This is a genomic window from Mesorhizobium sp. M1428, from assembly GCF_040317515.1.
Lineage (GTDB): Bacteria > Pseudomonadota > Alphaproteobacteria > Rhizobiales > Rhizobiaceae > Mesorhizobium.
In genome coordinates this window covers 33,707-48,180 of record NZ_JAMYKT010000028.1, presented here as the reverse complement: position 1 = coordinate 48,180, position 14,474 = coordinate 33,707, and the positions used below count along the sequence as shown (strand labels likewise).

Genomic DNA, 14,474 nt, shown 5'->3' with positions numbered 1-14,474 from the left:
CGCTACCAGCGCACGAAAAGCCGTCCGCCGACCGCCCCGAGCACGGCAAGGCCGGCGATTGCGATCGTATACCAGGTGCCGACAAAAAGCGGCGAATCGTCGAAGCAATGCGCCGCATAGAAGGTCGCCGCCAGCCCGCCGGCAAGCAGGCCCGCCGCCGCACCGGCAAGCACCGGCCGTGTCGGCGCGCCATGGCGCAGCACCGCGAGAAAGACGGCAAGCGGGCCGATGCCGATCAACGGAATGAAGGTCAGGCAGATGACCATGTTTGTACCGACCAAGCGTGTGCCCCAGTCGGACGCAGGCACGGCGAAGAGTTCGAGAATCACGGCCACAAGCACCAGCAGCGGCGCGGCGATCATCCAGCTTGCCGTCCGGCCGGTCGATGCACCGGGCGTCGACAGTCCACGCACCAGGACAAAGGCGCTGGCGGCAAGAGCAATCGTGAAGACGAATTTGGACAGGAACCGCATCGTGTGCATAGCGATCGCAATGTCGGGGCGCGGGCCGATCGTCAGCCAGAAAACCGCGGCCGCGATCACGATGGCCGCGCTGGCAGCAAGCCACCAGGCGGCGCCTAGCGGCAGCGCCTCGCTGCGGGCATCGGCGTCGAGCGCCTTGATGAGATCTTCGGTCCTCATGTTATTCCCGCCCCGCCCTGAACCGTTTGGCAATGGCGGCAAGCCCGCGGTGCAGTGACACCCGCACAGCCGTCTCGCTGATGCCGAATTTGGCCGCGGTCTCACCGATTGACCGGCCTTCGACCGATACGGCCGAGACGACGGAACGCTGTGCCGGCGACAGGCTGTCAAGCGCCCGGTTGACGTCGCGCTCGCTCACCGTCTCCGATTCCCGCTCGGCAAAGGTCTCGGCGATTTCGTCGATCTCGACCTCGATCCGCCGGCCGCGCCGCCGGAACGCATCGATCAGCTTGAAGCGGGCTATTGCATAGACCCAAGGCAGCACCGGCGCATCACGGCGCCAGGTGTGTCGTTTCACATGAATGGCCAGCAAGGTTTCCTGCACGACATCCTCGGGATCCACCCCGCCCTGCACAATCTTGCGCCGGGCAAAGCCACGAACGAGCGCGGCGATCCGGTGCAGAAAGTCGGCATAGGCCCTTTCGTCTCCGGCGATCGCGGCCCGCAGCAGCCGTGAAAGCTCGGCTTCGTCCTTGCCGCTCACAAGAGTTCACTCCCCGATATTCGCGTCTCGGCGCTGATTTGTTACGGGGCCGGCGAAATAATGTCCAAGGCAAATTAGCTGAACATCACGAAAGTTTGCTCCTTTTGAGCAATTGAGTGGGCCAGCAATGTTGACTGCACTAGTCAGGTATTGGTAGGTGCAGCTTGCAAAGCCAAAGACCATCGGAATCGAGGACGACGCCATGAAGTATGCTCTTTCCGCCCTTGCCGGTGCGACAGCACTTGCAATCAGCCTGATCGCCGGCCCGGCAATAGCAGAGGACGAGGGCATCGTCGTCTACAACGCCCAGCACGAAAACCTGACCAAGGCCTGGGCGGAGGGATTCACCAAGGAAACCGGCATCAAGGTCACCGTCCGCAATGGCGGCGACAGCGATTTCTCCAATCAGATCGTTGCGGAAGGCACCGCTTCGCCCGCCGACGTATTCCTGACGGAGAATTCGCCGGCCATGGCGCTGGTCGAGGCGGCCGGCCTGTTCGCACCGGTCGACACCGAGACGCTGGCCCAGGTTCCGCAGGAGTACCAGCCGGCGAGCGGCAAATGGGTCGGCGTCGCCGCGCGCAGCACCGTCTTTGCCTACAACAAGACCAAGCTGACCGCCAACCAGCTGCCCAAATCGCTGCTCGATCTCGCCGATCCGAGCTGGAAGGGCCGTTGGGCCGCTTCGCCCTCCGGCGCCGATTTCCAGGCGATCGTCAGCGCGCTTCTGCAGCTCAAGGGTGAGGCAGCGACGGCCGAATGGCTAAAGGCAATGAAGGAGAATTTTACCGCCTATAAGGGCAACAGCACGGTGATGAAGGCGGTCAATGCCGGCGAGGTCGAAGGCGGCGTGATCTATCACTATTACTACTACGGCGATCAGGCCAAGACCGGCGAAAACAGCAAGAACGTCGAGTTGCACTATTTCAAGCACCAGGATCCCGGCGCTTTCGTCTCGGTTTCCGGCGGTGGCGTGCTGGCCTCGAGCAAGCACCCGAAGGAAGCGCAGGCTTTCCTGACATGGGTCACCGGCAAGAGCGGCCAGGACGTGCTGAAAACGGGTGATTCCTTCGAATACGCAGTCGGCAAGGGCGCCGAGTCCAATCCGAAGCTGGTGCCGCTGGCCGATCTGCAGGCGCCGAAAGTCGACGCGACGACGCTGAACTCGAAAAAGGTGACCGACCTGATGACGGCGGCCGGCTTGCTTTAGCCGGCGTTCGTCCTAAAAGGGCAACCGACTGCGCTCCTGTGGGAATTCGCTTTCCGCGCGAGCGCTCTGTTTTCAAGATGGCATTTGCCTATGACCACAAGCTACTCGCGAGATTATCCGCCGCCGATCGTTTCCGCCTCCGGGCGGAGCTGGCACAACGTCTGATCTGATGCAATCTACGATCGATCTCGCACGCCCAGGCTTGCCGGCCGACACCACGGCCGTGCGGGCACGTCGTTGGTCGGTCTCATGGATTTCGCTGGCCGCCGTCTTTGTCTCGCTGGTTGCGCTGCTGCCGCTTGCCTTCATCGTCTGGGTGGCGATGCACACCGGCTGGGAAACCGTGGCGGCGCTGGTGTTCAGGCCGCGCGTCGGCGAACTTCTGGTCAACACCAGCCTGCTGGTGGTGCTGGCGGTGCCGATCTCGATCGTGCTGTCGGTGGCGCTGGCCTGGCTGACCGAGCGCAGCGATCTGCCGGGTGCCCGCCTATGGGCCTGGCTGTCGGTCGCGCCGCTCGCCATTCCCGCCTTCGTCCACAGTTACGCCTGGATCACCATGGTGCCCAGACTGCACGGCCTGTGGGCCGGCGTGCTTGTGTCGGTCATTGCCTATTTCCCGTTCCTCTATCTGCCGGTGGCGGCGGCCTTGCGTCGGCTCGATCCCGCTCTCGAGGATGCAGCGGCAGCCCTTGGTCTCGGCCCGTGGCGTGTGTTCAGGCGTGTCGTGCTGCCGCAGCTCCGGCTCGCCATTTGCGGCGGCTCCCTGCTGGTCGGCCTGCATCTCCTGGCCGAATACGGGCTCTATGTCTTCATCCGCTTCGACACCTTCACCACCGCGATCGTCGACCAGTTTCAGTCGACCTTCAACGGTCCCGCCGCCAACACGCTGGCCGGCGTGCTGGTGACCTGCTGCCTTGTGCTGCTCGGGCTGGAGGTGCTGGTGCGCGGCGAGGAGCGCTATGCCCGCGTCGGCTCGGGTGCCGCGCGCCACCAGCAGCGCACGAACCTAGGGCGCGCCACCATTCCTTGCCTGCTGCTGCCCGCCATTACCACGCTGCTGGCGCTCGGCGTGCCGTTCGTCACTATCGGCCGTTGGCTTGTGGCCGGCGGCGCCGATGTCTGGCGGCTCGACGAGATCGGCCTGGCGCTTGGCCAGACGCTGTTCCTGGCGATTGCCGGCGCGCTGCTCGCCACCGTCGCGGCAATGCCGATGGCGTGGATTTCGATCCGCGCGCCGGGGCGGCTGCAACGCGTCCTGGAGGGCTGCAACTATATCGTCGGCGCGTTGCCCGGCGTCGTCATCGCCCTGGCGCTGGTCACCACCGCCGTGCGTATCGCCATGCCGCTCTACCAGACCCTGTTCACCATCCTGGTCGCCTATGCGCTGATGTTCCTGCCACGCGCCCTGATTAGCCTCAGGGCGTCGATCGCACAGGCGCCGGTCGAGCTCGAGCGCGCCGCCTCCAGCCTCGGCCGGTCGCCGCTCAAGGCGCTGTGGTCGACGACCATCCGCCTGTCGGCGCCGGGCGCCGCAGCCGGCATGGCGTTGGTCGCGCTGGGTATCATGAACGAATTGACCGCAACCCAGATGTTGGCGCCCAACGGCACCCGCACGCTGGCCATGGCGTTCTGGTCCTATAGCGGCGAGATCGACTATGCGTCGGCGGCGCCTTATGCCCTGATCATGGTGGCGATGTCGCTGCCCTTGACCTGGCTGCTCTACGTCCAGTCGAAGCGGATGGCCGGGCGATGAGCTTTCTCGAGCTGAGCGGCATCCACAAGCACTACGGGCCCGTCGCAGCACTTGCCGGCGTCGATCTCAGCGTGGCCAGCGGCAGCCGTACGGCAATCGTCGGACCGTCCGGTTGCGGCAAGACCACGTTGCTGCGGCTGATCGCCGGCTTCGAGGCGCCGGACCAGGGCCGCATCGTGCTCGACGGCGAGGTGCTGGCCGATGGCGACACGGCCGTGCCGGCGCATCGCCGCGGCATCGGGCTGGTGGCGCAGGACGGCGCTCTATTCCCGCATCTGAGCATCGCCGCCAATATCGGCTTCGGCATGGGCCGTCACGAGGAAAAGCGCAGTGAGCGCATCACTGAGCTCGCCTATGTCGTCGGGCTGGACAAAGGGATCCTGAAGCGCCGCCCGCACGAACTCTCCGGTGGCCAGCAGCAGCGCGTCGCGCTCGCCCGCGCCATGGCGATGAAGCCGCGGCTGATGCTGCTCGACGAGCCATTCTCGGCGCTCGACACCGGCCTGCGCGCCTCGATGCGCAAGGCCGTGGCCGAGCTCCTCGAAACAGCCGGCATCACCACCATTCTGGTCACCCACGACCAGGCCGAGGCGCTGTCATTCGCCAGCCAGGTCGCGGTGATGCGCGACGGCAACTTCTCGCAGGTCGGCACGCCGCGCGAGCTCTATTTCAAGCCGAAGGACAGGATGGTCGCCGAGTTCCTCGGCGACGCCATCGTCCTGCCGGCAAGGATCGCCGATGGCTTCGCCATCTCGCCGCTTGGCCGCATCGCCGTCGACAGCCCGGAGCGGCGCGACGTCGCCCGCATCATGCTGCGGCCGGAGCAGGTGTTGCTGAAACGCACATCGCGTGAAGGCATGTCCGGCACGCCGGACATGCTGTTCGGCGAGGTGACCGAATCGGAGTTCGCCGGCTCGATGTGCACCATCGCGGTGCGTCTGTTGAACAGCCCCGATCCGCCTGACGCCGCCGCCATCGGCAACACGCCGTTGATCCTGCGCAAGCCGGGCATGGACGCGCCGGCGATCGGCGAGATCGTCCGGCTGACCGTGTCGGGCAAGGCGCATGTGTTTGCCTGAACGGTTTTGGACACGCATAGCACCGCTCGGCAGATGAAAGACCAGTCTCAATCGACCCGTTTGCCGGCCTGATCGAACCAATGCAGCTTTTCGGACCTGGCCACGACGCGCAATTGGTCGCCTGGCTTGGCGCTGGCGCGGCCTGAGACGCGCACCACGATGCGGCTGCCGGCTGCCACGCAATGGAGAAAGCTTTCGGCACCCACCGGTTCGACCGCTTCCACTGTCGCCGGCAGCCCGAGCGCGCCGGCCGGCGCCTCTGCCGCGAAGGTGATATCGGCGTCCTCCGGACGAAAGCCGAGTGTCACCGCCTTGCCCTGTCGAGGCGCCAAGCCAATCACAGTACCGTCCGCCAATACCAAGCTTGGGAAGGCCCCTGTGAGCGCCAGCAGATTCATCGGCGGTGCACCTATGAACGAAGCGACGAAGGTCGAGGCCGGCTTCTCGTACACATCAAGCGGCGCGCCGGTCTGCTCGACCAGTCCGGCGTTCATGACCACGAGGATGTCGGCCAGCGTCATCGCCTCAAGCTGGTCGTGCGTGACATAAACCGAGGTGACGCCAAGCGAGCGCTGCAGATTCTTGATCTCGATGCGCATCTGCCCGCGCAATTTCGCATCGAGGTTGGACAGCGGTTCGTCGAACAGGAAGACCTTCGGGTTGCGCACGATGGCGCGGCCCATGGCGACACGCTGGCGCTGACCGCCGGAAAGCTCGCGCGGGCGCCGATCGAGAAGCGCCGAAAGCTCCAGCACCTTGGCTGTCGAGCGTACCCTGCTGTCGATCTCGTCCTTCGGCGTGCCGCGGTTGCGCAGGCCATAGGCCATGTTGTCGTAGACCTTCATATGCGGGTAGAGCGCGTAATTCTGGAACACCATGGCGATGTCGCGTTCGGTCGGGCCAATGGCGTTGACCACCTTGCCGTCGATGGCGACTGTACCGGCAGAAATCGTCTCCAGCCCGGCGATCATCCTCAGCAGCGTGGACTTGCCGCAGCCGGATGGGCCGACCAGCACGCAAAGCTCCTTGTCGGGAATGGCGATGGAGACGCCCTTCACTGCCTCGACACCGCTGGGATAGACCTTTTTCACGTCCTTCAGATCGACGGCCGCCATTAGCTTCTCACTTTTCGGATTCGACCAGGCCGCGCACGAACCAGCGTTGCATCAGCACCACGACGAGGATCGGCGGCACGATGGCCAGCATTGCCGTGACCATCACCAGGTGCCATTGGGTGTCGGCATCGGCAAAGGAAACCATCTTTCTCAGCGCGATGACGATGGTGTTCATGTCGTTGCTGTTGGTGACGAGCAGCGGCCAAAGATACTGCGTCCAGCCATAGATGAAGAGGATCACGAACAGCGCGGCGATGTTTGTCCGCGACAGGGGCACCAGAATATCGAAAAAGAAGCGCCATGGCCCGGCACCGTCGACACGCGCCGCCTCGACCAATTCACCCGGTATGGTCATGAAGAACTGGCGAAACAGCAGCGTTGCGGTGGCCGAGGCGATCAGCGGGATGATCAGGCCGGCATAGGTGTCGATCATGCCGAGATCGACCATCACCTTGTAGGTCGGCAGGATGCGCACCTCGACTGGAAGCATCAAGGTGATGAAGATCAGCCAGAAGAAGGTCATGCGCAGCGGAAAGCGGAAGAACACGATCGCGTAGGCTGACAGGATCGAAATGAAGATCTTTCCGACCGCGACGCCGAGCGCCATGATGGTGGTGTTGAGGAGCAGCCTGCCGACGCTAACACCGCCGATACGACCGATGCCGCCGAACAGCGCCTCGCTGTAATTGTTCAATAGCTGGCCGCCGGGCAACAGCGGCAGCGGCGGCTTGAGGATCGTTTGCAGCGTGTGCGTCGAGGCCACGAAGGTGTAGTAGATCGGAAAAGCCACGATCAATATGCCGAGGATGAGCACGGCATGGGCGATGAAGGTGCGGAGCGGGGACTGGCCGATCATCGCTGCCCTAGCCGTAATGGACTTTGCGTTCCACATAGCGGAACTGGATCGCTGTGAGCGCGATGACGATGGCCATCAGGATGACCGACTGCGCCGCCGAATCGCCCAGGATCAGATTGACGAAGCCGTCATTGTAGACCTTGTAGACCAGCGTCTCGGTCGTCTTGCCCGGCCCGCCGCCGGTGACGGCATGAACGATGCCGAACGTGTCGAACAGGGCATAGACGGTGTTGACGACCAGCAGGAAAAAGGTTGTCGGCGCAAGCAGCGGGAAGACGATGGTCCAGAAGCGCTTGGTTTCGCCGGCGCCGTCCATGGCCGCCGCTTCGATCAGCGTTTTCGGCACCGCCTGCAGGCCGGCGACGAAGAACAGGAAATTGTAGCTGATCTGCTTCCAGGCAGCAGCCGACACCAGCAGGATCATGGCGTGGTTGCCGTTGAGCAGTGGGTCCCATGCGATGCCGAGGCTTCTCAGCAAATAGGCCAACGAGCCGATCGAGGGATTGAACAGGAAAAGCCAAAGCATGCCGGCAATCGCCGGCGCCACGGCGTAAGGCCATATCAATAGTGTGCGGTAGAGGCCTTTGCCGCGCACGGCCTTCTCGGCCATGACCGCCAGCAACAGGGCCGCAACCATGGCAACGATCGCGGTTGCAAGCGAGAACACCACTGTGACCTTGATCGAGTTGAGGTAGGCCGGATCGGCCAGCACCTTCCGGAAATTGGCAAACCAGACGAACCTGCTCTTCAGCCCGAACGGGTCTTGCCTGAGCATCGACTGGTAAAGCGCCTGACCGGCCGGCCAGTAGAAGAAAACCAGGGTGATGGCGAGTTGTGGTGCCACCAGCAGGTAGGGCAGGATCTTGTTGGGAAAGACGATGCGTGCAGACAGGCTGATTTCCCTCGCTATCCAGGCATCGCCCACGCGCGCTCGCGCGGGCGATATTCCAACCGACTAATGCATGTCGCCCAAAAGTGCGCAGCGGTTTTGGGATAACGACATTCATAAGAACAAGAGCTTAAAGCGCGTAGCATGTGGCCATTCAAACGCGACGCGCTTTAACCGTGATGGTCTCGTTAGTTGTCCAGGGCTTCCTTGATCGCGGCGTTGCCGCGCGCGACCGCATTGTCGAGCGCCTGCTGGGCGGTTTGCTGGCCGGCCAGCATCTTCTCCAGCTCCTCGTTCTGGATATCGCGCACCTGCGGCAGATTCGGCAGGCGCACGCCCTTCGAATTGTCGGTCGGCGACTTTCCGATCATCTGCAGGATGGGTGTCTCGCGGCCGGGGTTCTTGTCATAGAAGCCTGATTTCTTGGTCGCCTCATATGCGGCGAGCGTCACAGGCAGGTATCCCGACTTCTGGTGCAGATATTCCTGCACATCGGTCTTGGACAGATAGGCAAAGAAGGCGGCAACGCCCTTGTATTCCTCGTCCGACTTGTTGCCGAACACCCACAGGCTGGCACCGCCCGGCGTCGTGTTCTGCGGGGCCCCCTTGGCGTCACTGTCGTAAGGAAGCTGGCCGATGCCATAGTTCATGCCGGACTTGACGATATCGCCGAGGCCGCCCGACGATTCGGTGAAGATGCCGCATTCGCCGGCGAGGAATATCTGCTTGGCTTCGGAGGTGCGTCCGCCATATTTGAACGTGCCGTCCTTGGCCAGGTCAGCGAGCGCCTGGAAGTGGTTGACGAAAATCGGCGCATTGATCTTGAGTTCGACATCACCGCCGGCCAGGCCATTCTGTTGGCTGGCCCAAGGCACGTCATTCCACGCCGCGAAATTCTCCAAGTGGATCCAGGTCAGCCAGGTCGAGGTATAACCGCAAGAGGCGGCGCCGCTCGTCTTAATCTTCTTGGCAGCTTCCCACACCTCGTTCCAGGTCTTGGGCGGATTTTTCACGTCGAGGCCTGCCTTCTGGAAGATGTCCTTGTTGTAGTAGAGGATCGGTGAGGAAGAGTTGTAGGGGAACGACAGCATGGTGCCGTCCGGCTTCGAATAATAGCCGACGATGCCGGGCAGATACTGGCTCTTGTCGAAGGTCATCCCGGCACCGGTCATCACATCGGCCACCGGCTTAATCGCACCCTCGGCCGCCATCATCACGCCGGTGCCGACATCGAACACCTGGAGGATATCGGGCGCTTGGCCGGCGCGGAATGCAGCGATGCCCGCATTCAGCGTCTCTGGATAGGTGCCCTTGAACACCGGAACGAGCTCATAGTCGCTCTGGCTGGCGTTGAAATCCTTGGAGATCTTGTCAACGACCTCGGCGTTGGCGCCGGTCATGGCGTGCCACCAACTGATCTGCGTGACGGCGAAGGCGGATGTGGTGGAAAGCAGGGTCAAGGTGGCGGCAATACCGGCCGCGAAGCCGAAGAACTTCATGTTTCATCTCCCGTTTGTCATTGGCGAAAGGGGCACTTCCGCAAAGCCAATATGTGGCGCTGATGACAATCGGACAACGGTTTTGTTGCGGATCAATGAACATCATTCTTTACTAAAGTGCACTCGCTACCGAACGCGGCGTCAGAAACTACATCACCGCCTTTTCGGCGCAGCGGCGTCGGTTTTCCCCCGAAGACCCGCCTCATGGCCCGCGGGTTAACCATTCGTTAAAATCTCCAAGAGCTAATCAGTCGCACCTCCCCTGTTAGATTTGGCAGACCGAGTGAACCAGGATGCTGACGGTCTATAATTGTATTGTAAGTCAGCACGATCCGAGACTGGTTGCGCTTGCCGCACTCGTCTGTGGAATTTCTTGCTTCTCAGCGGTTAATCTCCTTAAGCATGTCGGCCGATCGACCGAGCGAAACCGGCTTGCCTGGCTGATGATCGCCGCGGCCTCGACCGGGTTCGGCATATGGGCGACGCATTTCATCGCCATGACCGCGTTTACGCCGGGAATACCTAACGCATACAATCCGGCATTATCCGCCTTTTCGCTTGCCGCCGCCGTCATCCTGACCGCGCTTGGGATGTGGGTCGCCACTTTGCGCCGCGGCATCGACCATTTCCTCGTCGGTGGCGCCATCCTGGGCGGCGCCATCGCGACGATGCACTACATCGGCATGGCCGCTTTCGAGGTCGAAGGCCGGGTCGTATGGAACCTGCTCCTTGTCGCGATATCGCTTCTGGCCGGCGTGACCCTTGCGGCACTGGCGCTTCTTGTAGTCTTGCGCCGCCCGTCAGCGCTCGCCACTCTCGGCGGCGCCGCGCTTTTGACGCTGGCGATCTGCAGCCTGCATTTCATCGCGATGGCCGCGGTGTCGATCATTCCGGATTCCGCGATTGAAATATCGGCACATTCAATCGATCCCGTTTCCCAGGCCTTTGCTGCAGCGGTCGCCAGCCTGATAATCCTTGTGCTGTCGGGCACCGCCCTGTGGATCGACCTGCGCTTTCGCCGCCAGAAGCTCGAGGCCGATCGCATGCACGATCTCGCGAATGCCGCGGTGGAAGGTCTGATCGTTTGCGATGGCACCCGCATCGTCAGCGCCAATGACAGTATGGCTAAGCTGACCGGAACAGCGACAGCCACCCTCAACACGATGCAACTCGGCGAGCTTTTCGACGGACGGAGCGCAGCCGATATATCCGGCTTCGGCGAACAGGCGCAGGAAGCGAAATTAAGGGGCAGCGACGGCGCGAGAATTCCTGTCGAGCTGATCGCCAGGAAGATCACCTACTGCGGCAGGCCTCATACGGTGCTTGCCGTCCGCGACATCCGTGAGCGCAAGAAGGCGGAAGAAGAGATCCTCCGCCTCGCGCATTTCGATCCACTTACCGGGCTTGCCAATCGGCGGAGCTTTTCTTCCCGGCTGGAAGCAGAATTCGCATCGATGGATCGTGGCGGCAAGGACGGATATCTGGCGCTCCTGCTGCTTGACCTCGACCGGTTCAAACAGGTCAACGACCTCTATGGCTACGGCGCCGGCGATGCCATGCTGCAGAAGCTGGCGCACTGCATTTCCGGCATCCCGCGCCACGGACAGATGCTCGCACGTCTCGGCGGCGATGAATTTGCCATCATAGCTCCGAACCTCCCCGACCCCCTGGCCGCAGGCAGGATAGCCGAGGACTTGCTGGCGGCGATCCGCGAGGAAAACAGGGTTTCGGTCGGCTCCGGCCTCGTCTCGGCCAGCATCGGCATCGCCTTCTTTCCGCTGGATGCCGAAGACCAGGCCGGACTGATCAGCCATGCCGATACGGCACTCCATCGCGCCAAGACCGAAGGCCGGGACACCTATCGGTTTTTCGAGATAGCCATGGGCACCGCGGCCCGCGACAAGCGCGTGATGGAGCATGAACTGCGCCAGGCGATCGCCCGCAAGGAGTTCCACCTCGTCTATCAGCCGCAGAAGGAGATCCGCGGCGGCAGGATGATCGGCTTCGAAGCCCTGGTCCGTTGGCAGCATCCGGAGCGGGGTGACATTTCTCCGGCCGTTTTCATCCCCGTGGCAGAGGACAGTGGCGCAATCGCCCAGATCGGCGACTGGGTGCTGACGACGGCCTGTAACGATGCTGCTCGCTGGACAAACCCGCTAATGGTCGCCGTCAACGTCTCCGCCGTGCAACTTCACAATCCGAACTTCAGCCGCAAGGTGCACGACGCATTGTCGAGATCCGGCCTGGCCCCCGGCAGGCTCGAACTGGAGATCACCGAAACGGCCCTGGTGAAGGACATGCCGCGCGCGCTCGCAACCTTGAGGCAGGTCAAGGCGCTTGGCGTGCATGTGGCGATGGACGATTTTGGCACCGGCTACTCTTCTCTGTCCAACCTTAGCGCCTTTCCCTTCGACAAGATCAAGATCGACGGGTCGTTCATCAAATCGGTCGACAAGAACGCCCAGTTCGCGGCGATCGTTCGCGCCGTGCTGGGGCTTGGACGCGGTCTCGGCCTGCCAGTCCTTGCGGAGGGCATCGAGACGCCGGGTGAATTGCAGTTCCTGGACGCCGAGGCTTGCGAGATCGGGCAAGGCTATTACCTCGGCAAACCGGCTCCGATCGAAACATTCGGCGAACTGACGGGCGTGGCCGCTCCGGCAATCCGCACCGCCAGCCGACGCGGCGCAAGCATTGCCGTGCTCAAGCCGCGCCTGCGCACGGTCTGAGCCTATCCTGGCTGAAGCGCCGCCTCGACCAGACGCTTGGCATCCGGCCCCGACCATTCGGCCGGGCCGTTCATATGGGCGATCAGGCAGCCTTGCCGATCGATCAGCATGGTGACGGGTAGACCGAGCGCAAGGCCACGTGTCTTGACGTCATTGAACAGCGCCATGGTGGCATCGCGATAGTAGCCGAGCGACTTGACGCCGGTGTCCTCCAGGAACTTCTTCGGTTTGGCATCGTCGCCGGCATCGACGTTGACGGCAACAACCTGAAACGCATCGCTGCCCATCTCCTTCTGCAGCGCATCGAGCGCCGGCATTTCGGCGCGGCAAGGTGCGCACCATGTCGCCCACAGATTGAGCAGCACCGTCTTGCCGGCATGATCGGCGATCGTCGTCGGCTTGCCGTCCGGGCCGTTGAAGGCAAGGCTTTTCAGCGATTGCGGCGGATCCGCCGGCAAAAGCGCGGCAACCTGGCCGGTGGCAGCGGAGGCGATCTTCTTGGCACGGTCGGTCTTGGCGGCGCAGGCGACGTCGTCCTTGCCGCCGCCGGCGGCCACTTGCGCGGGCGCCTTGTTGCCAGAACTGCTTTCCCTGACATATACCGCGACCGCGCCGGCCAGCACGCCCGCAACCAAAGCGGCGAGGATGAGACGCAAAGCCGGGAAAAATCTATTGCCGTCTGCCATTTTTGAAAAATTGCTCCGGAGCACGGGTTATAGCGATGAACGACAAGAAGGCCAGCAACCAGATGTGGGGCGGACGTTTTGCCTCGGGTCCGGCCGCAATCATGGAAGCGATCAACGCGTCGATCTCGTTCGACCGCAAACTCTATGCGCAGGATATTCGCGGCTCGATCGCCCATAGCCAGATGCTGGCGCAAACGGGCATTATTTCGGCGGCCGATCAAGAAAAAATCGCTCACGGACTGAACACGATCCTGGCAGAGATCGAGGCCGGCACATTCGAGTTCTCGACCAGGCTGGAAGACATCCACATGAATGTCGAGGCTCGTCTGGCCGATCTGATCGGCCCCGCCGCCGGCCGCCTGCATACCGCCCGCTCGCGCAACGACCAAGTGGCGGTCGACCTCAGGCTGTGGGTCAAGGACGAGTGCTTTCGCGTCGCCGAGGCGCTGAAGGGACTGATCACGGCGTTCCTGGATCGGGCCGAGGAGCATGCGGCAACGGTCATGCCGGGCTTCACCCACATGCAGGCAGCGCAGCCGGTGACCTTCGGCCACCACTGCATGGCCTATGTCGAGATGTTTGCGCGCGACCTGTCTCGCGTACGCGACGCGATCGAGCGGATGGATGAAAGCCCACTCGGCGCTGCCGCCCTTGCCGGCACCAGCTTTCCCATCGACCGGCACCAGACGGCGAAGGCGCTTGGCTTCCGCGAGCCGATGCGCAATTCGCTCGACAGCGTTTCGGACCGCGATTTCGCGCTCGAGTTCCTGGGCCTGGCGGCGATCTGCGCGACGCATCTGTCGCGGCTGGCCGAAGAGATCATCATCTGGTCGACGCCGCAATTCGGCTTCGTCAGGCTGTCGGATAGTTTCTCGACAGGTTCCTCGATCATGCCGCAGAAGAAGAACCCCGACGCTGCCGAACTGGTTCGCGGCAAGACTGGCCGCGTCACCGGCCATCTGGTCGGTCTGCTGACGGTGATGAAGGGCATGCCGCTGACCTATGGCAAGGACATGCAGGAAGACAAGGAATCCGTCTTCGATGCGGCAGAGACACTCGACCTGATGCTGGCGGCGATGACTGGCATGATGCGCGACATGACGGTGAACACTGCCGCGATGAAAAAGGCGGCCGGCGCCGGCTATTCGACTGCGACCGACCTCGCCGATTGGCTGGTGCGCACGCTCGGCCTGCCGTTCCGCGAGGCGCACCATATCACTGGCCGGGCGGTGGCGCTGGCCGAGGACAGGAAGGTCGGGCTCGACAGGCTTTCGCTGGAGGACCTGCAGTCCATTCACCCCGGTATCAGCGCCGACGTGTTTTCGGTTCTCGCCGTGCAGAATTCTGTGAAGAGCCGCACAAGCTTCGGCGGCACCGCGCCGTCCGAGGTGCGCAGGCAGATCCGCTACTGGAAAAAGCGGCTCGCCAAGGCGTAGAACGCGGGGTGCAATGGCCGCAAAACTCGGCTAGAAGCGG

Annotated in this window: 12 protein-coding genes; 5 read left to right on the top strand and 7 right to left on the bottom strand. The window is 62.8% G+C overall.

The window, feature by feature from the left end; all coding sequences use genetic code 11:
* Nucleotides 1-2: 2 nt before the first annotated feature.
* A complete protein-coding gene (locus NKG60_RS27165; RefSeq protein ID WP_352668924.1) occupies nucleotides 3-641 on the bottom strand; it encodes an NrsF family protein in 639 nt (212 codons plus the stop codon).
* A 1-nt stretch (nucleotide 642) separates the two neighbouring features.
* Entirely contained in the window at nucleotides 643-1,185 is a 543-nt protein-coding gene (locus NKG60_RS27160) for a sigma-70 family RNA polymerase sigma factor (protein WP_352668926.1), read from the bottom strand.
* A gap of 202 nt (nucleotides 1,186-1,387) precedes the next feature.
* Between NKG60_RS27160 and NKG60_RS27155 the strand changes: the two genes are divergently transcribed.
* From NKG60_RS27155 to NKG60_RS27145, 3 genes are all read left to right on the top strand, one after another.
* The gene (locus NKG60_RS27155) at nucleotides 1,388-2,395 is read left to right on the top strand and encodes an iron ABC transporter substrate-binding protein (protein WP_352668928.1); all 1,008 of its coding nucleotides are present in this window, start codon (nucleotides 1,388-1,390) and stop codon (nucleotides 2,393-2,395) included.
* Between the two features lie 169 nt (nucleotides 2,396-2,564).
* Complete coding sequence (locus NKG60_RS27150; RefSeq protein WP_352668930.1) at nucleotides 2,565-4,148, top strand: ABC transporter permease; 1,584 nt, start codon at nucleotides 2,565-2,567, stop codon at nucleotides 4,146-4,148.
* A complete protein-coding gene (locus NKG60_RS27145) occupies nucleotides 4,145-5,227 on the top strand; it encodes an ABC transporter ATP-binding protein (protein ID WP_352668933.1) in 1,083 nt (360 codons plus the stop codon). Before NKG60_RS27150 ends, NKG60_RS27145 begins: the two co-directional genes overlap by 4 nt.
* Before the next feature lie 47 nt (nucleotides 5,228-5,274).
* Here the strand turns inward: NKG60_RS27145 and NKG60_RS27140 are convergent, their stop codons facing one another.
* The 4 genes from NKG60_RS27140 to ugpB all read right to left on the bottom strand — a co-directional run bounded on the left by NKG60_RS27140 (nucleotide 5,275) and on the right by ugpB (nucleotide 9,586).
* Nucleotides 5,275-6,342: a sn-glycerol-3-phosphate import ATP-binding protein UgpC gene (locus NKG60_RS27140; protein ID WP_352668935.1), complete on the bottom strand. Its 1,068-nt coding sequence runs from the start codon at nucleotides 6,340-6,342 to the stop codon at nucleotides 5,275-5,277.
* Nucleotides 6,343-6,349: 7 nt separating this feature from the next.
* Nucleotides 6,350-7,198, bottom strand: coding sequence for a sn-glycerol-3-phosphate ABC transporter permease UgpE (gene ugpE, locus NKG60_RS27135; RefSeq protein ID WP_352668937.1), 849 nt, complete (start codon nucleotides 7,196-7,198; stop codon nucleotides 6,350-6,352).
* Nucleotides 7,199-7,205: 7 nt separating this feature from the next.
* On the bottom strand, nucleotides 7,206-8,090 hold the full coding sequence (ugpA, locus tag NKG60_RS27130) for a sn-glycerol-3-phosphate ABC transporter permease UgpA (RefSeq protein WP_352864585.1): 885 nt from the start codon (nucleotides 8,088-8,090) through the stop codon (nucleotides 7,206-7,208).
* 185 nt (nucleotides 8,091-8,275) lie between these two features.
* Entirely contained in the window at nucleotides 8,276-9,586 is a 1,311-nt protein-coding gene (gene ugpB / locus NKG60_RS27125) for a sn-glycerol-3-phosphate ABC transporter substrate-binding protein UgpB (protein WP_352668939.1), read from the bottom strand.
* A gap of 293 nt (nucleotides 9,587-9,879) precedes the next feature.
* Here ugpB and NKG60_RS27120 point away from each other — a divergent pair, with 293 nt between their 5' ends.
* Nucleotides 9,880-12,312 (top strand): EAL domain-containing protein, encoded by a 2,433-nt coding sequence (locus tag NKG60_RS27120; RefSeq protein WP_352976042.1) that lies wholly within the window; start codon nucleotides 9,880-9,882, stop codon nucleotides 12,310-12,312.
* A 2-nt stretch (nucleotides 12,313-12,314) separates the two neighbouring features.
* On the opposite strand, the gene tlpA is transcribed toward NKG60_RS27120, so the two are convergent.
* The gene (gene tlpA, locus NKG60_RS27115; RefSeq protein ID WP_352668941.1) at nucleotides 12,315-12,998 is read right to left on the bottom strand and encodes a thiol:disulfide interchange protein TlpA; all 684 of its coding nucleotides are present in this window, start codon (nucleotides 12,996-12,998) and stop codon (nucleotides 12,315-12,317) included.
* 35 nt (nucleotides 12,999-13,033) lie between these two features.
* Here tlpA and argH point away from each other — a divergent pair, with 35 nt between their 5' ends.
* Nucleotides 13,034-14,434, top strand: a complete 1,401-nt coding sequence (gene argH / locus NKG60_RS27110) for an argininosuccinate lyase (protein WP_352668943.1) — start codon at nucleotides 13,034-13,036, stop codon at nucleotides 14,432-14,434.
* Nucleotides 14,435-14,474: the final 40 nt, after the last annotated feature.

What these genes read in the sequence shown, in the direction of transcription:
- NKG60_RS27165 (WP_352668924.1), bottom strand. Translation starts at nt 641, where the DNA reads ATGAGGACCGAAGATCTCATCAAGGCGCTCGACGCCGATGCCCGCAGC.
- NKG60_RS27155 (WP_352668928.1), top strand. Translation starts at nt 1,388, where the DNA reads ATGAAGTATGCTCTTTCCGCCCTTGCCGGTGCGACAGCACTTGCAATC.
- NKG60_RS27150 (WP_352668930.1), top strand. Translation starts at nt 2,565, where the DNA reads ATGCAATCTACGATCGATCTCGCACGCCCAGGCTTGCCGGCCGACACC.
- NKG60_RS27145 (WP_352668933.1), top strand. Translation starts at nt 4,145, where the DNA reads ATGAGCTTTCTCGAGCTGAGCGGCATCCACAAGCACTACGGGCCCGTC.
- NKG60_RS27140 (WP_352668935.1), bottom strand. Translation starts at nt 6,342, where the DNA reads ATGGCGGCCGTCGATCTGAAGGACGTGAAAAAGGTCTATCCCAGCGGT.
- ugpE (WP_352668937.1), bottom strand. Translation starts at nt 7,198, where the DNA reads ATGATCGGCCAGTCCCCGCTCCGCACCTTCATCGCCCATGCCGTGCTC.
- ugpB (WP_352668939.1), bottom strand. Translation starts at nt 9,586, where the DNA reads ATGAAGTTCTTCGGCTTCGCGGCCGGTATTGCCGCCACCTTGACCCTG.
- NKG60_RS27120 (WP_352976042.1), top strand. Translation starts at nt 9,880, where the DNA reads ATGCTGACGGTCTATAATTGTATTGTAAGTCAGCACGATCCGAGACTG.
- tlpA (WP_352668941.1), bottom strand. Translation starts at nt 12,998, where the DNA reads ATGGCAGACGGCAATAGATTTTTCCCGGCTTTGCGTCTCATCCTCGCC.
- argH (WP_352668943.1), top strand. Translation starts at nt 13,034, where the DNA reads ATGAACGACAAGAAGGCCAGCAACCAGATGTGGGGCGGACGTTTTGCC.